Annotated in this window: 19 protein-coding genes; 11 read left to right on the top strand and 8 right to left on the bottom strand. The window is 68.8% G+C overall.

From position 1 onward, the window contains the following. Positions 1-5: 5 nt before the first annotated feature. The 5 genes from ACQZ13_RS16470 (at position 6) to ACQZ13_RS16450 (ending at position 4,040) form a co-directional block, all read left to right on the top strand. Entirely contained in the window at positions 6-986 is a 981-nt protein-coding gene (locus ACQZ13_RS16470) for an AAA family ATPase (RefSeq protein WP_431046257.1), read from the top strand. Beyond that, positions 986-2,356 (top strand): DUF58 domain-containing protein, encoded by a 1,371-nt coding sequence (locus ACQZ13_RS16465; protein WP_431046255.1) that lies wholly within the window; start codon positions 986-988, stop codon positions 2,354-2,356. Before ACQZ13_RS16470 ends, ACQZ13_RS16465 begins: the two co-directional genes overlap by 1 nt. A gap of 67 nt (positions 2,357-2,423) precedes the next feature. After that, positions 2,424-2,984, top strand: coding sequence for a DUF805 domain-containing protein (locus ACQZ13_RS16460; protein ID WP_431046253.1), 561 nt, complete (start codon positions 2,424-2,426; stop codon positions 2,982-2,984). Positions 2,985-3,150: 166 nt separating this feature from the next. Next, a complete protein-coding gene (locus ACQZ13_RS16455; protein ID WP_431046251.1) occupies positions 3,151-3,543 on the top strand; it encodes a DUF2845 domain-containing protein in 393 nt (130 codons plus the stop codon). Positions 3,544-3,638: 95 nt separating this feature from the next. Next, a complete protein-coding gene (locus ACQZ13_RS16450) occupies positions 3,639-4,040 on the top strand; it encodes a hypothetical protein (RefSeq protein ID WP_431046249.1) in 402 nt (133 codons plus the stop codon). 39 nt (positions 4,041-4,079) lie between these two features. Here ACQZ13_RS16450 and ACQZ13_RS16445 read toward each other — a convergent pair whose 3' ends face one another. Then, the gene (locus tag ACQZ13_RS16445; protein WP_431046247.1) at positions 4,080-4,532 is read right to left on the bottom strand and encodes a hypothetical protein; all 453 of its coding nucleotides are present in this window, start codon (positions 4,530-4,532) and stop codon (positions 4,080-4,082) included. Positions 4,533-4,629: 97 nt separating this feature from the next. On the opposite strand from ACQZ13_RS16445, the gene ACQZ13_RS16440 reads away from it, so the two are divergent. From ACQZ13_RS16440 to ACQZ13_RS16425, 4 genes are all read left to right on the top strand, one after another. Next, on the top strand, positions 4,630-5,106 hold the full coding sequence (locus ACQZ13_RS16440; RefSeq protein ID WP_431046245.1) for a hypothetical protein: 477 nt from the start codon (positions 4,630-4,632) through the stop codon (positions 5,104-5,106). Positions 5,107-5,130: 24 nt separating this feature from the next. Beyond that, positions 5,131-5,439 carry a cyclic-phosphate processing receiver domain-containing protein gene (locus ACQZ13_RS16435; RefSeq protein WP_431046243.1) on the top strand — a complete coding sequence of 103 codons (309 nt, stop codon included), beginning with the start codon at positions 5,131-5,133 and terminating at the stop codon, positions 5,437-5,439. 71 nt (positions 5,440-5,510) lie between these two features. Continuing rightward, positions 5,511-6,083 (top strand): flavin reductase family protein, encoded by a 573-nt coding sequence (locus ACQZ13_RS16430; protein WP_431046241.1) that lies wholly within the window; start codon positions 5,511-5,513, stop codon positions 6,081-6,083. Positions 6,084-6,184: 101 nt separating this feature from the next. Beyond that, positions 6,185-6,976 (top strand): MlaA family lipoprotein, encoded by a 792-nt coding sequence (locus tag ACQZ13_RS16425; RefSeq protein ID WP_431046239.1) that lies wholly within the window; start codon positions 6,185-6,187, stop codon positions 6,974-6,976. Positions 6,977-7,230: 254 nt separating this feature from the next. On the opposite strand, the gene ACQZ13_RS16420 is transcribed toward ACQZ13_RS16425, so the two are convergent. The 6 genes from ACQZ13_RS16420 to ACQZ13_RS16395 all read right to left on the bottom strand — a co-directional run bounded on the left by ACQZ13_RS16420 (position 7,231) and on the right by ACQZ13_RS16395 (position 15,795). Continuing rightward, positions 7,231-7,599 carry an endonuclease domain-containing protein gene (locus tag ACQZ13_RS16420; protein WP_431046237.1) on the bottom strand — a complete coding sequence of 123 codons (369 nt, stop codon included), beginning with the start codon at positions 7,597-7,599 and terminating at the stop codon, positions 7,231-7,233. 451 nt (positions 7,600-8,050) lie between these two features. Continuing rightward, positions 8,051-8,860: a hypothetical protein gene (locus ACQZ13_RS16415; RefSeq protein WP_431046235.1), complete on the bottom strand. Its 810-nt coding sequence runs from the start codon at positions 8,858-8,860 to the stop codon at positions 8,051-8,053. A 125-nt stretch (positions 8,861-8,985) separates the two neighbouring features. After that, entirely contained in the window at positions 8,986-9,960 is a 975-nt protein-coding gene (locus ACQZ13_RS16410; protein ID WP_431046233.1) for an aspartyl/asparaginyl beta-hydroxylase domain-containing protein, read from the bottom strand. Then, on the bottom strand, positions 9,957-13,148 hold the full coding sequence (locus tag ACQZ13_RS16405) for an efflux RND transporter permease subunit (protein ID WP_431046231.1): 3,192 nt from the start codon (positions 13,146-13,148) through the stop codon (positions 9,957-9,959). Before ACQZ13_RS16405 ends, ACQZ13_RS16410 begins: the two co-directional genes overlap by 4 nt. Next, positions 13,145-14,257, bottom strand: coding sequence for an efflux RND transporter periplasmic adaptor subunit (locus tag ACQZ13_RS16400; protein ID WP_431046229.1), 1,113 nt, complete (start codon positions 14,255-14,257; stop codon positions 13,145-13,147). Before ACQZ13_RS16400 ends, ACQZ13_RS16405 begins: the two co-directional genes overlap by 4 nt. Next, positions 14,254-15,795, bottom strand: coding sequence for an efflux transporter outer membrane subunit (locus tag ACQZ13_RS16395; protein ID WP_431046227.1), 1,542 nt, complete (start codon positions 15,793-15,795; stop codon positions 14,254-14,256). The genes ACQZ13_RS16400 and ACQZ13_RS16395 overlap by 4 nt, the downstream gene beginning before the upstream one ends. Before the next feature lie 172 nt (positions 15,796-15,967). Between ACQZ13_RS16395 and ACQZ13_RS16390 the strand changes: the two genes are divergently transcribed. After that, positions 15,968-16,813: a MipA/OmpV family protein gene (locus tag ACQZ13_RS16390; RefSeq protein WP_431046225.1), complete on the top strand. Its 846-nt coding sequence runs from the start codon at positions 15,968-15,970 to the stop codon at positions 16,811-16,813. Between the two features lie 131 nt (positions 16,814-16,944). Next, positions 16,945-18,351: a HAMP domain-containing sensor histidine kinase gene (locus ACQZ13_RS16385; protein ID WP_431046223.1), complete on the top strand. Its 1,407-nt coding sequence runs from the start codon at positions 16,945-16,947 to the stop codon at positions 18,349-18,351. 2 nt (positions 18,352-18,353) lie between these two features. Here ACQZ13_RS16385 and ACQZ13_RS16380 read toward each other — a convergent pair whose 3' ends face one another. Further along, positions 18,354-18,644 (bottom strand): hypothetical protein, encoded by a 291-nt coding sequence (locus ACQZ13_RS16380; RefSeq protein WP_431046221.1) that lies wholly within the window; start codon positions 18,642-18,644, stop codon positions 18,354-18,356. Between the last annotated feature and the right edge of the window lie 46 nt (positions 18,645-18,690).

The raw sequence follows: 18,690 nt of genomic DNA, 5'->3' as shown, positions 1-18,690 counted from the left end.
TCGCAATGATCAAGCCCGAGGAACTCAAGCTCGCCACGCACTGGCTGCAGGTGCTGCGCAACGAAGTCGGCAAGGCCGTGGTCGGCCAGCCGGAGGCGGTCGAGCAGATGCTCCTGGCCGTCGTGGCGTCGGGGCACGTGCTGGTCGAGGGCGTCCCCGGGCTGGGCAAGACGCTGCTGGCGCGCGCGCTGTCGCAGGCGCTGCAGCTGAAGTACGCGCGGGTGCAGTTCACGCCGGACCTGATGCCGGCGGACGTCATCGGCCACAGCGTGCTGGACGACACCGGCGCGGGCCTGGGTCAACTGCGCGTGCGCAAGGGCCCGGTGTTCACCAACCTGCTGCTGGCCGACGAAATCAACCGCGCGCCGGCCAAGACGCAGAGCGCGCTGCTGGAGGTGATGCAGGAATACCAGGCCACGCTGGAAGGCGAGAGCCTGGGCCTGCCGCGGCCCTTCATCGTGATGGCCACGCAGAACCCGGTCGACACCGAAGGCACCTACCCGCTGCCCGAGGCGCAGCTCGACCGTTTCCTGCTGCAGATCCGCATCGGGTACCCGACGCACGACGAGGAAACGGCCATCGTGCAGCTGGTGACGGCGCAGCGCGCCGGCCACGAGCTGCCGCTGGAGGCGGTGCAGCCGGTGCTGGACGACGTGCAGGTGCTGGAGCTGCAGCGCCTGGCGAGCCAGGTGCACGTGGATGCGAAGGTCGTCGACTACGCGGTGCGCGTGGTGCGGGTGACGCGCAACTGGCCGGGTCTGGAGTTCGGCGCCGGGCCGCGCGCGAGCGTGGCGCTGATCCGCGCGGCGCGCGCCGTCGCGCTGCTGGAGGGACGCGACTTCGTGACGCCCGACGACGTCGCCAGGCAGGCGCTGGCGGTGCTGCGCCATCGCGTGACGATGGCGCCGGACGCCCAGATCGAAGGTCGCGACCTGGACGAGATCCTCGCCGCCGCGCTGGAGAGCGTGGAGGCGCCGCGGCTCTGATGAACACCGTCCGTCGCGTCGTCCTGCCGACCCGGGCCAGCATCGCGATGCTGGCCGGCCTGGCCCTGGCCGCCGCCGCCGCGCTGGCGGCGGGGGCGCCGCTGGCGGTCGTGGCGCCGGCGGGCGCGGCGCTGTTCGGCGTGGGGCTGGTCGTGGCCGGTGTCGACCTGTGGCGCAGCCTGCGCCTGTGGCGGCAGAGCGGCGTGCGCATCGAGCGCCGCCTGCCCGCGGCCTTCGCCATCGGCGCGTCGACCGAGCTGAAGCTCGACCTGGTCAACGCCAGCGAGCTGGCCTGGCGGGTGAAGGTGTTCGACGAGCTCGATCCGCTCTTCGATTTCGAAGGCCTGCCGCGCACGCTGACGCTGGGGGCGCAGAACCGTCAGCGCGTGAGTTTCCGCGTCACCGCGCGTCAGCGCGGCGTGGCGCGCCTGGGGGCCACGCAGCTGCTGTGGCGGACCCGCGCCGGCTGCTTCGAGGTCCGCGACCGCGTCGGCGAGGAAAGCGATCTGCGCGTCTATCCCAACTTCGCGGCGCTGTCGCGCTACGCCTGGTTGTCCGGCGATCGCCGCCTGGCGCAGATCGGCATCAAGACCTTCATCCAGCGGGGGCAGGGCACGGACTTCCGCCAGCTCGCCGAGTACAAGCGCGGCGATCCGCTGCGGCACCTGGACGTCAAGGCCTCGCTGCGGCACCGCAAACCGGTGGTGCGCGAGTTCCAGGACGAACGCGACCAGTGCGTGATGTTCCTGCTTGACTGCGGGCGGCGCATGCGCGCGGACGAGCAGTCGGCCGGCGTGGGCGAGACCAGCCACTTCGACGACGCGCTGGATGCGCTGATGCTGCTGGCCTACGTGGCGCTGTCGGAGGGTGACGAGGTCGGCGCGATGACCTTCGGCAACGAGGAAGGTCAGAGCCGCGACTGCGCGCCGCGCAAGTGCATGGGCACGCTCAACGCGCTGATGAACAAGATGCACGACCTGCAGCCGGGCGGGCACCACTCGGACTACCTGACCGCGGCGCAGGCGCTCTCGCAGCGGCTGCGCCGGCGCTCGCTGGTCATCGTGCTGACCAACTTCCGCGACGAGGATTCGCCCGAGCTGCAGCCGGCGCTGCGCCTGCTGCGCCGCCGCCACCTGGTGCTGCTGGCGAGCCTGCGCGAGACCGCGCTGGGCCGCATCGCGGCGCAGCCGATCGCGGGGGCGGAGGACGCCGTCGCGGTGGCCAGCGCGCACCTGCTGTCCCAGGCGCGTCACGACGCCTTCGCGCGCGTGGTCGATCACGACCGCTTGTCCATCGACGTCGAGCCGCGTCAGCTCGCGTCCACGCTGGTCAACCGGTACCACGAGGTCAAGCGGGCGGGGCTGCTGTGAGCGGCGCGCCCGTCGCAGGCGATGACGCTTTCAGTTCAAGCATTCAATTCAACGAAGGAGGGAAACCATGACTGATCGAACCTTGAATCAATACGCTGCGCCCCAGGCGCATGTGGCCGACGTGGACGCGTTCGAGGGCGGCATTGGGGAACTCAAGCCCTTCTCGTCCGAGGGGCGGATCGGTCGGCTGCGCTACCTGGCGTGGTCGATGGCGGCCGGTCTCGTCAACGCCCTGGTGTCGGTGGTGATGACCTTTGCGCTGTCGGGCTCCTCCGCGCTGTTCATGCTCTTCAACATCGTGGCGTTCGTGGCGGCGCTCTGGTTCAGCGTGATCATCGGCATCAAGCGCTGTCATGACATGAACATCAGCGGATGGTGGACCTTGACGATCATCTTCCCGCTGATCGTCTTCCTGTGGATCCTCGTGCCCGGCAGCAAGACCGCGAACCGTTTCGGCCCGCCGCCGCCGCCCAACAACTGGGGCGTGCGCATCCTGGGCCTGCTGTTCCCGGTGATCGCCGGCATCGGCCTCATCGCCGCGGTCGCGCTGCCGGCCTACCAGGGCTACGTCAACAAGGCGCGCGCGGCCCAGGCGCAGCAGGCCCAGCCGGCCCAGCAGCAGCCTTGAGGTGAGGGCGGCCGGCATCCGCCGGCCCGCTGCACGCCGGTGAGAGGCCGGCGTGCGCTCCGCAGCGGCGGACTTCCCGGAGACGGTCAACGCAGGAGAGGGCGCGCCCGTTGCCCCTCCAGGTCGACCTGTCCCGTGATCGGGATCTCTGCGGGAGCTGGACATGATGAATGCCGATGGAGGCCGCTGGATTTTCCGGTGTCTGGCGCTGGGCGCGCTGCTGACGGCCGGGAGCGCGGTGCAGGCGCAATCGCTGCGCTGCAACGACGTCGGCGTGCGCGAGGGCGATTCCAAGGTCTGGCTGCTGCGCACCTGCGGTCAGCCGGCCATCGCCGATTCCTACTGCGCGCGCGTGCTCACGAACGTGCCGCAGCCGGTGCCGTACCCGGGCTATCCGGGAGTGCCGCAAGTGCAGCAGGTCCCGCAGGTCGCCTGCGTGATGACGGACGAATGGCTCTACGAGCGCGGCGACGGCTACCTGCCCGCGGTGATCCGCATGCGCGAGGGGCGGATCATCTCCATCCGTTTCGGGGAGCAGGGGCGGTCCGAGCCGAGGTGATGCCTCCTGCAGCGGCCCATCCCGGATGGGGCATGCAGGCGGGGTCCGTTGCCGGTAGGCTTGGGGTCTCTTTGTCTGTCCCCCCCATTTCTGCCATGACCACCGACGCCTGCCACCAGCTCCGACGTAGTCTCCTCGACCTCCACCGTTCGCTGGTGGAGCTCGAACGCGGCGACTACCAGAAGACCCACGGTCCGCAGAGTTCGGGGGAGTTCCTCCAGGTCATGGCCTTCGGTGAAGAGATGAAGTGGCTGGAGCCGCTCAGTCGGCTGATCACGATGCTCGACGAAGCGATCGACGGCGCGGCGGACGCGAAGGAAACGCCGCTCCCGGTGGCGCAGCGCCTGCGCGGGTTGCTCAGCCTGGACCGGGACAGCGCCGACCCCTTCATGCGGCGCTATGCGGAACGCTTCGACCAGTCGCCGGAACTCGTGAACGCGCACGCGGGCGTGATCGCGGCGTTGAAGGCGGTGGGGACGGTGTCGCCGCAGGCGTGAATCCACCGTCGACACAGCGGTAACACGTCGCGTGGTTTCTCAGACCGACGATGACGACTGTCCTGGCTTGATCCGATGAATCATTGCGCCGGCCACGGCGGCAATCGCAGCGGGGAGGGCCAGCAGCAGGAGCATGTAGCCGGTCGCGCCGGCGTACTTTCCTTCTTCGGCGGGGAAACAGCCATACAGCGCCACGCCGGGCAGCAGAATCGCGAGCCCGCAGGCAGTGGCAACTGACCAGGTCGATTGCAACTTCAGCCGGCGCAGCAGCCAGATGGCCGGCAGCAGGCAGAAAACGAGCATCGCGTAGCTGACTGGCACCAGGAGGGCGAACAGGGTCAAGGCGTCCCCGCCGACCAGCGGCAGCGCTGCCCCTGCCAACACCGCGGACGCGAGCAGCGGCGCCAAACCCGTCGCCACGAGCTGCTTGCGCTCTTGCGCGGACCAATCGGGATCGTGCAGCTGTCGGAGGGTTCCAGTCATCTTCTGCAATGAGGCGTCGGGGGGCGACCTTCGTAGCATCGCATCAATCGCGCCCTATGATTCCGCGGATCATCGCCCGGCACGACTCGATCGTGTCCCCAAGCCCATGCGCATCGTCCTCCGAGTTCTCCTGGGGTTGCTCTGCACGGCGGTCCTGCTCGTCGTGACGTCGCCCTTGTGGCTGTATGCCTGGGGACTGTCCTACATCGAAGGGCGCCCTGAGCGGCCGACCGTGATGGCGAGCGCCGAAGATCAGGCGCGGGTCTGGCAATTCGCGGGCGGTGTGGGCGCGCCAGTCATCGAATCAACGAATCCCTATCGGCTCGTGCTGGATCTCTGGCAGGGGACGGACACGCGACCCGATGAGCGCGTCACCATCTGGGTGTCCAGGGACTACGTCTTCGATCACCGAAGGGGACGAGGCATGAGCGCGTGGCACCTCTCGAGTGCGGCGCTCTCGATCTGGCTGACCCGGAACTGGTCGACCGAAGAGCTGCTGACCGCCGCGTCACGATCTCCCCGGGTCCTGAAGGGGTTGGAAGTCAAGGCGCGTCGAACCCGGGAGCGGGCGAGCAAGGACTGACCCCTTGAGGAGGGGAACCCAGCCATGCGAATCTTTCTGGATGACGAGCGCGCCACCCCTGAGGGCTGGACGCGCGCCTACTGGCCGGACGAGGTCATCGAGCTGTTGAAAGCTGGCGGCGTCGAAGAGCTCAGCCTGGATCACGACCTGGGCGACGACGAACGCGGCACGGGTTACGACGTGGTGCTGTGGGTCGAGGAAGCCGTGGCGCTCCACGGCTTCATCCCGCCTCGCATGCGCGTGCACTCGGCCAATTCGTCGGCGCGCGAGAAGATGGAGGCGGGGATCCGAGCCATCGAACGATTGAGCGAGCAGAGGCAGCCATCCAGGTGAAGGCGTCGATGCGATTCGACGAGCTCCGCCTGTACGAGTCTTTCAAGGAACGCCGTCTGCCGTGACCCGGCATGACTGCTGCCCGTCCCCCTCTCATCAAGAAGCGCGATTTCCCCGTCGAGCAGGTTCGCCGCTACCTGGAGCCGGGGCCGATCGTCCTGGTGAGTTCGCGCTGGCGCGGCCGGGACAACGTGATGACGATGGGGTGGCACCTGGTCATGGAGTTCTCGCCGTCCCTGATCGGCTGCGTGATCTCGTCGGCGAATCACAGCCACGAGATGATCCGTCGAAGCCGCGAATGCGTGATCAACCTGCCGACCACCGCGCTGACCGACACGGTCGTGCGCGTGGGCAACTGCAGCGGCGCGGAGGTCGACAAGTTCGAGGCATTCGGATTGACTCGGCAACCCGCCGAGCAGGTCGAGGCGCCGTTGGTCGGCGAATGCCACGCGAGCTTCGAATGCCGTCTGCACGACACCGCGCTGATCAAGCGCTACGACTTCTTCATCTTCGAAGTCGTGAAGGCGCATGTGGCGTCGCGACCGAAGCATCCCGAGACGCTGCATTACACGGGCGATGGGATCTTCGTTGTGGCGGGCGAGGTGATCAGCCGGAAGTCGCTGTTCCGACCGGGGATGCTGTGAGGCGACCTTGGTGGGACCAGCCCGGATGCATCGGGTAAGTCTCCAGAAAGACCATCCGGCCGACCATGCTCGCGCCTCCATTTCCGGAGCGGGAGCAATTCATGTCGTCCATTCCCGTCCTTCCCTTCGCTTCCATCGGCGTTCATCGCCGCGTGCCGGCGCTTCTCGTCGTTTCAGGCGTGCTCCTGTCGGGCTGCGCCACGCCGCAGAACCCGGATCCGATCGAGTCCGTGAACCGCAAGACCTTCGCGCTCAACGAGGGGCTCGACAAGGTCGTGCTCAAGCCGGTGGCCACGGTCTACAAGACCGTCGTGCCCACGCCGGTGCGCAGCGGCGTCACCAACTTCTTCTCCAACCTGGGCGACCCCTGGTCCGGCGCCAACCTGCTGCTGCAAGGGCGCTTCAAGGACGGGCTGTCGGACTTCGCGCGCTTCGGCACCAACTCGACCGTCGGGCTGCTGGGGTTCATGGACGTCGCCACCGGCTGGGGCATGCCGCGCCACGGCGACGGCTTCAGCGACACGCTGGGCGTGTGGGGCGTCGGCGGCGGTGCGTACGTCGTGCTGCCGCTGTTCGGTCCCTCCGACCTGCGCAGCACCGCGTCCATTCCAGTCAACAGCTACGGCAACCTGACCGGGCAGCTGGACGACGTCGGCGCGCGCAACGCGTTCACCATCGTCGGCATGGTCGACAAGCGCGCCAACCTGCTCGACGTGACGAAGATGGTCGACGAGGTGGCGCTCGACAAATACCTGTTCGTGCGCGACGCCTACCTGCAGCGTCGGGCGCAGCGGGAGGCGGATCGGTCGGGGGCACCGCGTGTTGAGAGCGACGCGCCCAAGCCGGAAGCAGCCAGGCTCAATGCGGCGGAGCGCGAAACTCCCAATCCCTGAGAGACGAAGCTCTGGCTGCTAGAGGATGAGTGCACGCAGGGCAAGGGCGCATGCTTGTTGTCTGCCGGTGCCGCTGGCCCTCACCCCCGGCCCTCTCCCGCAAGCGGGAGAGGGCGTGAGAATGAACCGAGCTGACTGGATGGCACCATCGCTCGCAAGCGGGAGACAGGGCAAGAAGTTCCGCCGCAGCGAGCTGAGCAGGTCGGACTCCCTCGCCCGCTTGCGGGAGAGGGCAGGGGTGAGGGTCAGCAGCCTCACGCACGAACTGAAACCCATCGCAGAATGAGCGCCATAACATCGTCCAGCTGCAGAAGCACGTCTCGGTTCGTGAAGCGCAGGACGTGAAATCCACGGGCATGCAAGATGGATGTACGTCGTGCGTCGTAGACCGCGTTGCCAGGACTTCCGTGTTGCCCGCCGTCGAGCTCGATGACGAGTCTCTCTTCAACGCAAGCGAAGTCTGCAAAGTACGCGCCGATGGGATGCTGACGCCTGAACTTCAGACCCGCGAGCCGCCGGTCTCGCAGGCGCTGCCACAGCGCGCGCTCGGCTTCGGTGCCGTCTCGCCGGAGCGAGCGGGCAGCCTCTTTCTGGCCTGGGTGTGGGGAATCGTTGTCGTCCATGGGGAACGACTTTGCATGTCGGAGACTTTGTTGAACCTCGCCAGCATGGGGGATTCCGTTGACTGCCCAGGCCGCTGGCCCTCACCCCCGCCCTCTCCCGCAAGCGGGAGAGGGAGTGAGAATGCACCGAGCTGACCGGAATGCCCCATCGCCCGCAAGCGGGAGACGGTGCAAGAAGTTCCGCCGCTGCAACCAGCGCGGTCGAACTCCCTCTCCCGCGTGCGGGAGAGGGCAGGGGTGAGGGCTAGCGGCGGTGGAAGTCCTGATGCTTTCCCGCTCTTTCGCTTGCCTGCGTAAGAGCGTTTGAAGTCACAGTCTGAGACCTCGATAGAATCCGCGCCGAAAACTTGCGCACATCAGACGACGGCACAGACTGGTCATTCGACCCTAAGGAGATGCAGTCTGCGATAGGTGGCTTCATACAGATCGCGAAGGCTCGTCGCTTTATCCGTTACGCAGACTCCACAGGTGCGGTCTTGGGCATGACTGTCAGTGGGTCCAAGGCGAGTAGCGAGAACGCATGGGGCAACGTCCTGTCGACGTCCCAACCCAGCATCTTGCAGATCATGAGTGGATCATTGTCAACGTCGGCATTCCTGGCCCTATGAAGATGTATAGGAAAGTGGAATGCAGAGTGAGTTCCGTAAAGTGCCCATTCGACGTCGAAGAGGCATATCCCGGCGAACACGGCGTGACCGATGCTAATCCCAAACTTGAGGCGATCGCTCTGCGGTTTCCCCGCCAGCACTTCCCTGTACACCGGCGTGTCCATCCACACATCAAGAGTTGCAACGCCAAGTGCTTGAACTGGGAACAGGCATGCCTGCAAGGCATAGCTTCCGGGTGGATCTCGATTCTCAAGGACGCTTCTGCGGACCTCCAGAGGGATGTGGCGTCGATCTTTGGAGTCGGTTCCCTCCATCGCGCAAGCTGTTTTTAGCGCCCAGCGGCCAAGAAGGGGCCGCATCTCCACTGGGACATCTGAAGGCTGAAGGCGCCCTCGTGCCATTTCCAGCACGCATTCCTGAACAGCCTGATCAAGATCCCTCATCCAATGGCTGTTGCAATCACCGCAAACGTCGCCAGCCATAAAGCTGTGTGCCGGATGGCGACGAAGTTGGCGCACCGAGCCGCCCGTGGAGGTCTGCCCGTCGAGCATCCACTCGTGATACTTCAGTTCCTTTAGCCATGATCTGGCGATCACGTGTTCGCGCGCGCGCTTACCAGTTAGATCAATGCTGCAGAAAAGGCAGTCTTTCATCTGGCGCCTTGTCGTGGATCTCGGCATCGATTATCGGATGGTGACTGTGCACGGAAGCCGATGTTTCCACTTCCTTCAATTTGCGGTGGGAACTTTGATTGATCAAGAGCGCCAGCTTCCAATGCTCACGCCGTGATCGCCTCCAACACATGCAGCACCGCGAAGATCATCGCCATCAGCCCGGTCATGAGGGTTGAATTCAGGACGAACTTCAAGGTCCTGTAGGCGCGACGGCGTTCCGTCTTCCAGCGCAGCGACCGCTCGCGCAGCGGCGCGAGCTTCGCGAACAGCCTGCTGAACAGGCCGCGCTCGTCCTCCGCCGTGTTGGCCACGAGCGTGCCGCGCGCGATCACGCGGTAGCCCGCGTGGATCATCCGCCCCAGCGCATTCATCGGTCGATCCACGTCGCACATCAGGATCAGTCGCGGCCGGTCCGTCGCGTTGTGGGCGCTGTGGGGATAGGTCTCGTCGAAGACGAAATCCTGCCCGTCCAGCCACACGCAATCGACGTCGTCCACCTGGATGCGGCACGCCGCATCGTTCGGCGTCTGCAGCCCCAGGTGGTACCGGAAGGAACACGCCATCGGATCCGCATGCACGGACAACTCCGCGCCCGCCGGCAGGATGGAGAACATCGCCCCGCGGATCTGCGGCAGCTGCGCCAGCACCGCCACCGTGCGCGGGCACAGGCGCTGTGCCGAGCGATGCGTCGTCCCGTACCAGCTCAGGTAGAACTTGCTCCAGCCGCGCTTGTAGAAGGTGCGGAACCCGACGTCGTAGTAGCCGGCCGATCCCGCCGCCTTCACCGCTTCGAACGCGCCTGCGGCCTCCAACGCCAGCGCCTCGTCGCGCATCACGCGCCAGTTCGCGCGCAGCAGGCCGATGTTGTCGAGGTAGCCCGCATCCAGCACCGGCTTGCGCGCGTGGGGTCGCGTCGTCATGTACATCAGGCAGTTCAGCGGCGCGAAGATCGGCCAGCTCTTGCGCAGGTACTGGGTGAAACTGTCGTAGCGGCGCTGGCCGCGCCAGCGGTAGACGTAGGCGATGCAGGCGACGGAGTACGTCGTCACGGCCAGCAGGCCGAGGGTGCTGAAGCTCATGGGGCAGGGGCGCCTTGTTGTCCGCCTTGTTGGCCGGCTTGTTGGCCGGCCTGTTGTCCAGCCTGTTGTCCAGCCTGATGGGCAGCCTGTCGATCGGCGGGATCGCGACGGCTGCGCCCGATCCGCTTCAGGCGAAGGAGCACGTCGTCCACCAGGCTGTACACCACCGGGATGACGAGCAGGCTCAGGAAGGTGGAGGTGACCAGCCCGCCGATGACGACGATGGCCATCGGGGATCGGAAGCTCGGATCGCCCACGTACCCCAGCGCGACCGGCAGCATGCCCGCGCCCATCGCGATCGTCGTCATGACGATGGGCCGCGCCCGCTTGCGGCAAGCGTCGACGATGGCCTCCATGCGGCCCAGGCCGTGGTCGCGGCGCGCGATGACGATGTAGTCGATCAGCAGGATGGAGTTCTTCGTCGCCACGCCCATCAGCATGATCAACCCGATCATCGACGGCATCGACAGGGTCGAGCCGGCCAGGAACAGCGCCAGCATCGCCCCCGGCACCGACAGCACCAGCGCGATCAGGATGGTCAGCGGCTGCACGAAGTTGTTGAGCAGCAGCGCCAGCACCATGTAGATGCAGAGCACCCCCGTCAGCATCGCCATGCCGAAACCGGCCGCCATGTCGCCCATCTCCTCGGCCTCGCCGAGCGCGCCCAGCGCCACGCCGCGCGGCAGTTGCTTCAGCGCCGGCAGTGCCAGCACCTCGCGCTCGATGTCGCCGAGCGGCCGGCCGTTGGCCTCGACGTCGATGGTGATCGTGCGCTGGCGGTCCTGGCGCTGGATCTCCGACGGTCCGCTGCCGAAGTCCAGCGCGGCGACGTGCTCCAGCGGCACCGGCCCGCGCGCGCCGGGCACCGGCAGGCGTCGGATGGTGTCGAGATCCTCGCGCGCGGCGTCGCTCAGCCGCACCATCACCGGCACCTGGCGCTCGCTCAGGTTGAGCTTGGCGAGCGATTGCGCGTAGTCGCCCATGGTCGCGACGCGCAGCGTCTCCGCGATGGCGGCGGAAGTCACGCCGAGGTCGCCCGCGCGGGCGAAGTCCGGCCGCACGCGCAGCTCCGGGCGTGCCACGCTGGCGGTGGAGCTCACCGCGCCCAGGCCGGGCAGGGTGCGCAGCTCACGCTCGACCTGCGCGGCGTGACGCTCCAGGGTCTCGGCGTCGTCGCCGGCCAGCGTGAGCTGGTAGCTCGCGCCGGACCCGCCCTGGCCGACCTTCACCCGCACGCCCGGAAGCATCGACAGGCGCTCGCGCAGCTGCGCCTCGATCTGCTGCTGGTTGAGGCCGTCCGCGCGGTCCCCGCGCGGCGTCAGCTGCAGCGTCAGCACCGCGGTGCGCACGTTGGCCGCGCCGCCGTCGTCGTCGCCCGGCCCGCTGCCGCCGGAGCCCGCGACGCCAATCACGGTGAACACCGAATGCACATGGCGATGCTTGACCAGCAGCATGCGGGCGCGTTCCGCCATCGCCGCCGTCGCCGGCAGCTTGCTGCCCGGCGGCAGCGTGATCGTGACCTGCGTCTGGATGCCGTCGTCGGGCGGGATGAAAGTGGTCGGCAGCAGGAAGGCCAACCCGATGCCGCCGGCGAAGAACGCCGTCGCCGCCAGCACCGTGACCGCGCGATGCCGCAGGCACCAGCTCGCCCAGCCGAGGTACGCGCGGATCCAGCCGGGCTCCGGCTTGTGCGTGCGCTGGAAGGCGCGCAGCAGGTAGGCCGCCATCATCGGCGTCAGCAGCCGCGCGACGAGCAGCGAGAACAGCACCGCGCCCGCCGCCGTCCAGCCGAACTGGACGAAGAACTTGCCCACCGTGCCGCTCATGAAGGCCGTCGGCAGGAACACCGCCACCAGCGTGAAGGTCGTGGCGATGACCGCCAGGCCGATCTCGTCGGCGGCCTCCATCGCCGCCTCGTAGGGCGTCTTGCCCATCAGCAGGTGGCGCTCGATGTTCTCGATCTCGACGATCGCATCGTCGACCAGCACGCCCACCACCAGCGACAGCGACAGCAAGGTCACCGTGTTCAGCGTGAAGCCCATCCAGTGCATCAGCGCGAAGGTCGGGATCACCGACAGCGGCAGCGCCACCGCCGCGACGAAGGTCGCGCGCCAGTCCCGCAGGAACAGGAACACCACCAGGACCGCCAGCGCCGCGCCTTCGACCAGCAGCCGCATCGAACCGTCGTAGTTCTCGATGATCTCGCCGGTGAAGTCGACCGCCTCGACGAAGCGCAGATCGGGGCGGCGCGTCTGCAGGCCGGCGACGGCGCGGCGCACGCCGGCGGCCACCTCCAGTTCGCCGAAGCCGCGCGCGCGGACGATCTCGAAGCCGACGACCGGCCGGCCGTCCAGCAGCGCGGCGGCGCGGGCCTCCGCGGCGGTGTCGGTCACCGTCGCGACCTGGCCGATGCGGATGCGCCGACCGTCGGTCAGCGAGAGTTCGATGGCGGCGATGTCCTCGGCCGTGCGCACCGTCGCGATCGTGCGCACCGACTGCTCGATGCCGCCCAGGTCGACGCGACCGCCCGAGGCCTCCTGCTGCACCTCGCGCAGCTGGCGCGAGATCTCGGCCGCGGTCGTGTTCAGCGCCAGCAGGCGCTGCGGGTCGAGTTCCACGCGCACCTCGCGCTCGATGCCGCCGACGCGGTTCACCGCGCCGACACCGGGCACGGCGAGCAGCGTGCGGCTCACCTCGTTGTCGATGATCCAGGACAGCGCCTCGGTGTCGAGCTGCCGGTCGGAACCGGACGCCACCGTGAAGGTCAGGATCGCCGAACCGACGATCTCCACCTTCTTGATGACGGGATCGCGCAGGTCGGCCGGCAGGTCGGCGCGCACGCGGGCGACCGCGTCGCGGACGTCGTCGACGGCCTGATCGGTCGGCTTCTCCAGCCGGAACTCGATGGCGATCTCGGCCGAGCCGTCGGTCAGCGTCGTGTTGATGTGCTTGACGCCCTGGACGGTGGCCAGCGAGTTCTCGATCTTGCGCGCGACCTCCGTCTCCATCTGCGACGGCGATGCGCCGGGCAGCGACGCGGAGACGGAGACGCGCGGCACGTCGATGTCGGGGAAGTTCTGGACCGACAGCGCGGAGAAGGCCATCAGCCCCAGCACCGTGAGCAGCACGAACAGCAGGATGGCGGGCGACGGATTGCGAATGGACCAGGAGGAGACGTTGAGGCTCATTGAGCGCCTCCGACGATGCGCACCAGGTCGTTGTCGCCGAGGAAGGCCCCGCCGGACGCGACGACGCGGTCGGCGCGCGCGAGGCCCTCCAGGATCTCCACCATGTCGCCGGTCTGGCGGCCGACGCGCACGCGGGCCTGCGCGACGCGGTCCTTGTCGTCGATCCGCATCACCTGATGCAGTCCGTCGTGCATCTGCACGGCGCTGCGCGGCAGCACCATCGCGGCGCTGCTGCCCAGGTCGAAATCGCCGTGCGCGTAGGTGCCGGCGCGGGCCGCGTGATGGCGCGGCAGATCCACGTACACCAGTCCGTTGCGCGTCAGCATGTCGACCGAGGGCGCGACCATGCGCACGCGGCCGTCGACCGCCTCGCCGTTGACCAGCGTGACGCGCACGCGCTGCCCCGGCTTGAGCCGGACGAGGTCGGGCGCGGCGATCTCCGCGCGCCATTCGACGCGACCGCCGCGGATCATGCGGAACAGCTCCTGGCCGGCAGGCACCACCGAGCCCACCGTGGCGGCGCGCGCGGAGATGACGCCGTCGTCCGGCGCGAGCACCCGCGTGTGCGTCAGCCGCAGCGACTGGCTCTGCTCGACGGCGCGGGCCGCGTCCAGCCGCGCCTGCGCGGAGCGCGCGGCGGCCTCGTACTGCTGGATCTGCTGCGTCGACAGCGCGCCGCTTTCCTGCAGCGCCTGCGCCCGCTGCGCGTTGGCCGCAGCCTCCGCGAGCGCCACGGCCGCCTGCGCGACCTCGGCGCGACGCTGCGCGAGTTCGGCGCTCACCGTGTCGGCGGAGAAGGTCGCCAGCACCTGGCCGCGGCGGACCTCGTCGCCGACGTTGACCTTCACGTCGGTGAGGCGCAGGCCGTTGGCCTCGGAGCCGATCAGCGCCTCCTGCCACGCGGTCACGTTGCCGTTGGCAGACAGGCGGATGGGCAGGGTCGCCGGTCGCAGCCGCGCGGCGGCCACGGCGAGTGCGGGCGTTTCATGAGGTCCTGTCGCCGGCTCGCTGGCCGCCGCGGAGGGGCCGACGAACTTGACGGCGAGGGCGGCGCAGAGCAGCGCCGCAGCCGCGACGGAGAGTGTGAGTTTGAGGGAGGGCGTCATCATGGTCGGAGGAAGTCGGAGGTGATGTCGTCGACGGAGATCGCGGCGGCGTGCGATGCGCCGATCGATGTGGAGGTCGATGCGGAAGGCGACGCGGAGGCGGTTGTCTCTCTCGCTGGCAGACGGGACGGAGCGGCGTCGTCAGCCGGTGCGGGCGTCGCCCAGCCGCCGCCGACGGCCCGATACAGCGAGATCCAGGCGACGAGCCGCTCATGGCGCAAGTCGTTGAGCGTGCTTTGCGCGCCTAGCAGCGAGCGGCGCGCGTCCTCGACCTCGAAGAGGCTGGCGGCGCCGGCCTCGTAGCTCGCCGCGGTGGCGCGGTAGGAGCGCTCGTAGCCGAGCGTCGCCGCGGCCGCGTCTTCCTGCCGCAGGGCGGTGCTCTGCAGCGTGACGAGGGCGCTTTCGACCTCCTGGATCGCGGTGCGCAGCCGCGCCGCGTAGACCCGCATCGCGGCGCCGTGGCGCTCGCGCGCGGCCTCGGCGCTGGCGCGCCGCGTGCCGCCGTCGAAGAGCGGGAACGTCACGGCGACCGGTCCCATCGTCCAGACCGAGCCGTCGGTCGTGACGCCCGCGCTGCTGGAGCGCGCCGCGCCCAGGTTGCCCGCAAGCGTGATGCGCGGCCAGCGCAGCGCGGCGGCCCGCGTCGCATCGGCGGCGGCGGCGGCGACCTCGCGTTCCGCGGCCTGGATGTCGGGGCGCTGCGCGAGCACTTCCGCGGGCAGCGACGTGACGCTGAATTCGCGCGGCTGCGGCAGGCGGTTGGCGCGCGTGGCGAGCTCGACGCGCAGGGCGCTTTCCTCGCGGGCGGTCAGCGCGACCAGCGACTTCACCAGCAGGTCGCAGCCCGTGACCTGTCGCAGCAGTGCGACCCGGCCTTCCGCCGCGCTGGCCTGGGCGAGGGCGGCGGCCGCCGGCGAGCGTGCGCCGGCCTGGGTGGCGCGAGCGGTCAGTTGTGCGATGCGGTTGCGGGACGCGGCGTCCTGGTCGAGTTGCAGCACCTGCGCCTCGCAGGCGCGCAGGTCGGCGTAGGCGGTGGCCACTTCGGCGGCGACGGTGACCCGCGCGCCGTGCCAGGCGGCTTCGGACGACGCCAGTCGAGCTTGCGCCGCCTGCGCGCCGGCGCGGCCCGCGCCGAAGACGTCGAGCTCCCATTGCAGCTGGACGCTGGCGGAAGCCGACTTGACGAGCGGCGCGCCGGGCTCCGGCCGCGAGCGGGACGCGCTGGCACCGAGGTCCACGGTCGGCAGCAGCGCGGCCTGGCCCGCCTGCCGCGCGGCGCGGGCGTCGGCGATGTTGGCGGCGGCGGTGGCGATGGTCGGGCTCGCGGCCTGCGAGTCGGCGACCAGCGTCGCGAGCAGCGGATCGTCGAACTGCGACCACCAGCGGCGCAGGTCCGTGGTCTGGCCGCCGTGCGGCATCGGCGCATGCCACTGGGCGGCGACCGGGACGGCGCCGGGCGGCGTGGCCGGCGGGGACAACGAGCCGCAGGCGCTCAGGAGCGGCAGGCTCAGGACGGTGAAGAAGGGGGAGCGACGGTGCATGGGCCGCGACTGTCCTGTCGCCCGTCTTTCCGGCTCCTTACCGCCGATCGAGCGCGGGGCCAGTCCTTGCCGACCTGCTTCAGAGGGAAACAGGCGCCGTACGGTAAGGAGTCAGTAAGACACCGGCGCAGAGGATGCGGGCTCCAATCACCGCCCCACTCGGGAACTTCTCATGGCACCGCAGACACGATTCCTTCCGCATGCATCCCGGGCGCTCACCCGCGCCGTCTTCTCTTCCGCAGCCGTGCTCTGCGTGTCGGCCCCGCTGTCCGCGCTGGCGGCCGGACCGGGCGGTCCCGGCGGCCCGGGCGGCCCAGGCAAGGACGGCGAGTCCTCGTGGGGCCTGGGCATAGGCGCCGTGAGCTCGCAGAAGGCCTACACCGGCTACGACCGCGAGACCAAGGTGCTGCCCATGCTCAGCTACGAGAACCGCTGGGTGAAGCTGTCCGGCCTGGGGCTCACGGGCAAGCTGCCGAGCTGGAACATCAACCCGTCGCAGCGTGTCGATTTCGGCCTGGTGGCCAAGCTGGACCTGGGCGGCTACGAGCAGGACGATGCCCCCATCCTCAACGGCATGGCCGAACGCAAGGGCGGCGTGTGGCTGGGCGCCAAGGCCGAGTGGAAGACGGACCTGTTCGACCTGGGCGGCCAATGGACGGCGGACGCCTCCGGCCACAGCAAGGGCCAGAAGTTCGAGCTGACGCTGGAGAAGACCTGGCGCCTGGGCCACCAGGTGATGCTGACGCCGCGCCTGGGCGCCAACTGGGTCGACAAGAAGTACGTCGACTACTACTACGGCGTGCGCGCCGACGAGGTCCGCGCGGGCCGCGCGTTCTACCAGGGCAAGTCGACGACCAACGCCGAGGTGGGCCTGCGCACCATGTACCTGTTCGACCGCCACCACGCCGTGCTGCTGGACCTCAGCGTCACGGGCCTGGGCAGCGGCATCAAGGACAGCACGCTGGTCGACCGTTCGACGGAGAATCGCGTCTTCGTGGGCTACCAGTACCGCTTCTGATGCTTGAAGGACGTCGAGCACCGGCCGGGAGCGCGCCGTCCGGCGCATCTCCGGAATCAGCCGGATCGCCCGGATCGCCCGCGCCATCGGGATCCTCCGGCTCATCCGGCTCATCCGGCTCGACGGGCTGGATGAACAGCCTCACCGCGAAGGTGCTGGTGGCCTACCTCGTCGGGGTCGTGCTGACCGTGGCGACGCTGGTGCTCGTCTTCGACGGCGTGACGCGCTGGCGCGGCACGCTGTACTTCGACGAGGACATCTCCGAATTCGCCGAGGAGCTCTCGGAGAAGCTGGTGTTCGACGCGACCGGCATGCCGGTCGGCTTCAACTCGGACGCGCGGCAGTACGACTGGATGTACGTCAAGCTGAAGGACGACCTGGCGTACCGGCTGCTGGACGCGTCGGGCCGGGTCGTGCTCGCGTCGCCGGCGTCGGAGGACTTCTGGGCCGCGAGCGGCCCGGGCGCGCAGCGCCTGAAGCAGGGCAACTTCTCGTTCGAGTACGCCGGCCAGCCGATGCGCGGCGCCACCGAGGTGGTCCGCCACGGCGGCCGCGCGTGGTACTTCCAGCAGGCCGGCAGCGCGCGGCTCTTCGAGCTCTTCCACGTCGAGTTCGCGATGCCCTTCATGAGCAAGGGCATGGGGCTGTTCGCGACCACGCTGCTGCTGGTGTTCGGCGTGTGCGCCTACCTGACGCTGCGGCGCGTGCTCAAGCCGCTGCACGAGGTGTCGGCCTCGGCGGCGGCGATCTCGCCGCGCTCGGTGCACGGGCGGCTGCAGGTGGACCGCGTGCCCACGGAGATCGTCCCCTTGGTCGAGAGCTTCAATCGTGCGCTGGATCGGCTGGAGCGCGGCTATCGCGTGCAGCAGGAGTTCCTCGCCACCGCGGCGCATGAGCTGAAGACACCGCTGGCGTTGATCCGCGCGCAGGTCGAGCTGATGGCCGAAGGCAAGGGGCCGGATCTGCTGCTGCAGGACGTCGAGCACATGACACGGCAGGTGCAGCAGCTGCTGTTGCTGGCCGAGGCGAGCGAGACGCAGAACTACGTCTTCGCGCCGACGGATCTGGAAGCGGCGGCGGGCGAGGCGGTCGAGTACCTCACCCGGATGGCGACGGCGCGGGAGGTGGCGCTCGATGTCGTGATGGTCGGGAAGAATGGATCAACCGGATCGGATGGCTCCGATGCGACGGATGGCTCGCTTGGGCCGTCGCCATCGGTGACCTGGGACGCCGATCGCGGCGCGCTGTTCACGCTCTTGAAGAACCTGCTGGAGAACGCGATCCAGCACGCGCCGGCAGGGAGCCTGGTGAGCGTGGAAATCGACGCTGACCGGTTCTCGGTCCGTGACCGCGGACCTGGCGTGACGCCGCATCAGCTGTCACGGATCTTCGGACGCTTCTGGCGCGGCGCGCATCGCCGCGATCATGGTGCGGGACTGGGCCTGGCGATCTGCCAGGAGATCGCCGAGGCGCACGGGTGGACGCTGTCGGCGCAGCCGGAGGATCCGGGACTGCGGATGGTGGTCAAGAAGGCCTGAGTTCAGGCCGCGACTGCGTCCACGCTGTCCTCGCCGCGCAGCTCCCCGGCGGCCACTTCGTCGAACGACGGCCGGTACTCGGGGACAGGTCTTGCGCGGCCCTCGTCCGCTTGCGAGCGGGCCAGCAGCGCGCGACGTGCTGGATCCGCCTTGATCAGCCGTCGGGCGCGTCCGATCTCCGCCGCATGTTCCGGCCGACGGCGCTCCCAGTCCGCCAGCAGCGGCCCGTGGCGCTCAGGGAAGATGCACCACCATTCCACGATCGAGGCCGCGTTGTTGAGGTCGAGCAGCATGCCGGTACTCCGGGAGTTGGATGGCTCAATGATACTGTATTTGCAT

Origin of the sequence: Roseateles sp. L2-2, from assembly GCF_050613215.1 — a bacterium.
In the GTDB taxonomy this organism is placed as follows: domain Bacteria; phylum Pseudomonadota; class Gammaproteobacteria; order Burkholderiales; family Burkholderiaceae_C; genus Roseateles; species Roseateles noduli.
The sequence above is the reverse complement of the archived record's forward strand: the minus strand, read 5'-3'. Positions and strand labels throughout refer to the sequence as shown.

Bases quoted from the DNA above. Each gene is read 5' to 3' on its own strand.
- ACQZ13_RS16440 (WP_431046245.1), top strand. From the start codon at position 4,630: ATGCGCATCGTCCTCCGAGTTCTCCTGGGGTTGCTCTGCACGGCGGTC.
- ACQZ13_RS16395 (WP_431046227.1), bottom strand. From the start codon at position 15,795: ATGCACCGTCGCTCCCCCTTCTTCACCGTCCTGAGCCTGCCGCTCCTG.
- ACQZ13_RS16460 (WP_431046253.1), top strand. From the start codon at position 2,424: ATGACTGATCGAACCTTGAATCAATACGCTGCGCCCCAGGCGCATGTG.
- ACQZ13_RS16465 (WP_431046255.1), top strand. From the start codon at position 986: ATGAACACCGTCCGTCGCGTCGTCCTGCCGACCCGGGCCAGCATCGCG.
- ACQZ13_RS16400 (WP_431046229.1), bottom strand. From the start codon at position 14,257: ATGATGACGCCCTCCCTCAAACTCACACTCTCCGTCGCGGCTGCGGCG.
- ACQZ13_RS16405 (WP_431046231.1), bottom strand. From the start codon at position 13,148: ATGAGCCTCAACGTCTCCTCCTGGTCCATTCGCAATCCGTCGCCCGCC.
- ACQZ13_RS16415 (WP_431046235.1), bottom strand. From the start codon at position 8,860: ATGAAAGACTGCCTTTTCTGCAGCATTGATCTAACTGGTAAGCGCGCG.
- ACQZ13_RS16425 (WP_431046239.1), top strand. From the start codon at position 6,185: ATGTCGTCCATTCCCGTCCTTCCCTTCGCTTCCATCGGCGTTCATCGC.
- ACQZ13_RS16380 (WP_431046221.1), bottom strand. From the start codon at position 18,644: ATGCTGCTCGACCTCAACAACGCGGCCTCGATCGTGGAATGGTGGTGC.
- ACQZ13_RS16455 (WP_431046251.1), top strand. From the start codon at position 3,151: ATGAATGCCGATGGAGGCCGCTGGATTTTCCGGTGTCTGGCGCTGGGC.
- ACQZ13_RS16390 (WP_431046225.1), top strand. From the start codon at position 15,968: ATGGCACCGCAGACACGATTCCTTCCGCATGCATCCCGGGCGCTCACC.
- ACQZ13_RS16420 (WP_431046237.1), bottom strand. From the start codon at position 7,599: ATGGACGACAACGATTCCCCACACCCAGGCCAGAAAGAGGCTGCCCGC.
- ACQZ13_RS16430 (WP_431046241.1), top strand. From the start codon at position 5,511: ATGACTGCTGCCCGTCCCCCTCTCATCAAGAAGCGCGATTTCCCCGTC.
- ACQZ13_RS16410 (WP_431046233.1), bottom strand. From the start codon at position 9,960: ATGAGCTTCAGCACCCTCGGCCTGCTGGCCGTGACGACGTACTCCGTC.
- ACQZ13_RS16435 (WP_431046243.1), top strand. From the start codon at position 5,131: ATGCGAATCTTTCTGGATGACGAGCGCGCCACCCCTGAGGGCTGGACG.
- ACQZ13_RS16385 (WP_431046223.1), top strand. From the start codon at position 16,945: ATGAACAGCCTCACCGCGAAGGTGCTGGTGGCCTACCTCGTCGGGGTC.
- ACQZ13_RS16470 (WP_431046257.1), top strand. From the start codon at position 6: ATGATCAAGCCCGAGGAACTCAAGCTCGCCACGCACTGGCTGCAGGTG.
- ACQZ13_RS16450 (WP_431046249.1), top strand. From the start codon at position 3,639: ATGACCACCGACGCCTGCCACCAGCTCCGACGTAGTCTCCTCGACCTC.